The sequence below is a fragment of the Brevinematia bacterium genome (genome assembly GCA_039630355.1).
Classification (GTDB): domain Bacteria; phylum Spirochaetota; class Brevinematia; order DTOW01; family DTOW01; genus SKYB106.
Genome location: JBCNVF010000082.1, coordinates 1 through 2,397 on the forward strand (window position 1 = coordinate 1; position 2,397 = coordinate 2,397).

Below are 2,397 nucleotides of genomic sequence, written 5' to 3' on the forward strand. Positions count from 1 at the left end.
TAATAGGGTTTTTTTATCTTACTACTGTGGTTAACTATCTGGTGATAGGAACAAATATAAATTTTGTTGCAGTCATATTAGGTGCTTCTATTGCTCTCTGGGTAGCAACTAAAGTTAATCCTTTGAATAAAGGTTGATGAGGCTTTTCTTATCCTACATAAAAAGACATAGGGTTTTGTTATTTCTTAGTGTTTCTTTGACTTTACTTACAACGGTTACAACGGTTATTTTGCCTTTGATGGCTGGTAGAGTGATTGGTAGTATTTTTAATCCTCAGATGTTGATAGATAATACTCTTAAGATAGTGCTGATTGGGGTTCCTGTAATTATTCTTTGGTCCTTGTCCAAATACTTTTCCTCTCTTTCAATCGTTGTGCTTGCACAGAGAGTGGTTTTTACTTTGAGAAACGAGATGTTTAAGAAGCTTACCAATATAAAACCCATAGTTTTCAAGCAGAGAAAAAGTGGTGAATTTATGTCAAACATTCTCAATGATGCAAATGTAGTAGAAACATTCATAAGCACAGGTTTTCTTGAGCTTGTGAAGAATCCTCTTATAATAATTGGGTGCATTTTTTTGCTTTTCTACACAAGTATCAAGTTGAGTTTAGTTATACTAATACTGTCACCTCTCTTTTTAGCAGTTGTGGCGATCGGTAATGTTTCTAAGAAAATTTCTGAGGATATCCAGAGTAAGATCTCTGATGCTACCTCGTTGATGAATGAATCTATATCTGGTATAGAGACGATAAAAGGCTTCGGGGTTGAGGATAAGTTTAGGGACAAGTTTTCTAGCTATAGTTCTCAGTATACCTCTTCTCAGATAAGGTTTACGAAGTTTGGAGTTTTGCCGGTTCCGATATCTGATTTTTTTGGGGCTTTAGCGGTGATTGTAGTTATTTTGGTTGGTGCTTTTGAGATAAAATCTGGGAATTTATCTTACGAAAATTTTGCAACTTTCATAACGACTATATTTTTTATGTCTCAGCCTATTGCGACGTTGGGTAGCCAGTTTGTTCTACTTCAGAGAGCAATAACAGCATTGGAGAGAATTGAAAGACTTTTTTCTCTTGAGGAGGAGAGTGAAGAGAAGGGTTTAAGAGTGTTGAGGGATGGTAGCGTTGTTTTTGAAAGAGTTTGGTTTGCTTATGATGATGGAGAGTATGTCCTTAAGGATATTTCTATAGAGATCGGAGATAAAGAAACTATTGCAATAATAGGGCCTTCTGGTAGCGGTAAATCTACTATGGTTTCTTTGATTATGGGATTTATGCTACCATCCAAAGGTAGGTTAGTAGTGGGTGGCGAAAGCGTTGATAACTACAATTTGAGGGAATATAGAAAGAGTTTGGCGATAGTTCCTCAGGATGTGGTGCTTTTCCCTACGACTGTCAAGGATAACATATCATTTGGTGGCGAATTCTCTGATGAAGAAATTATTGAGGCTAGTATTTTAGCAAATGCGCACACGTTTGTTGAGGCTTTACCCAAGGGGTATGATACGGTTTTGGGAGAGAGAGGAGCTAGGCTTTCTGGGGGTGAGAAACAGAGAATTGCTCTTGCTAGAGCATTAGTCAGAAAGCCAAAAATTTTAATACTTGATGAACCTACTTCTTCTCTTGATCCGATTTCTGAGGCTTATATTGCGGATTCTTTAACCAAGATAAAAGGTAGGCAGACGATGATAATAATAGCTCATAGACTCTCAACTATTCTTATGGCTGATAAGATTATAGTACTTAGGGAAGGAAAGATAGTAGAGGTTGGTTCACACGAGGAGTTGCTAGAAAGACAAGGAGAGTATTTTAAACTTTTCTCAACCTACATAAATGCTTGATTTTGGTGGATTATATTGTATTAGATTTCCAGTATTTGTTAGAGTTTGATAAGAACAGAAAAAAGAATAGCCAAATTCCTTTTTTCTCAAGCTATTGAAAATCAGAAGGCGGTTATATATACTATTGCTATGAGAAGCTATATGATGTATGGTATTGTTCTGTTGACTTCCTTGTTGCTATTTTTGGGGCTTTTCTCATGTGCTCAAGGTCCTGTTGTGGAAAAAACCACCGTTGAGGTTACTCAAACGAACTTTGTGGATCAGACTAACTATGTATCCCCTCCTAGCTCGTTTTCTGATGTTACTTTTTCATTGGTTGAAATTTCGGAGTCTGCTTTAGTTCAGCCTTACCATTTGGTTGAGGGAGTGCTTGAGGGAGGTTTTTCTTCTAACGATGTTAGAAACTTTTACCTCTATATCACCAACAATGGTTTTTCAAACAGTTTTCAGTTCTACTCTCTTTCAAACTTCGTTGGTATAATTTCTGCTCCTGGGCATAGTAAAATATTTGTACACCTATCCCTTACCTCTAAGTTAAACTCTTCTTATACAGTTGGACT

2 protein-coding genes are annotated in these 2,397 nt (G+C 36.7%); both read left to right on the plus strand.

All coding sequences use genetic code 11. From position 1 onward, the window contains the following. The first annotated feature begins 136 nt into the window (after positions 1 to 136). Positions 137 to 1,837: an ABC transporter ATP-binding protein gene (locus tag ABDH28_05645; protein MEN2998501.1), complete on the plus strand. Its 1,701-nt coding sequence runs from the start codon at positions 137 to 139 to the stop codon at positions 1,835 to 1,837. Between the two features lie 45 nt (positions 1,838 to 1,882). Further along, positions 1,883 to 2,397, plus strand: a 515-nt coding sequence (locus ABDH28_05650; protein ID MEN2998502.1) for a hypothetical protein, incomplete at its 3' end; no start/stop codon positions are given.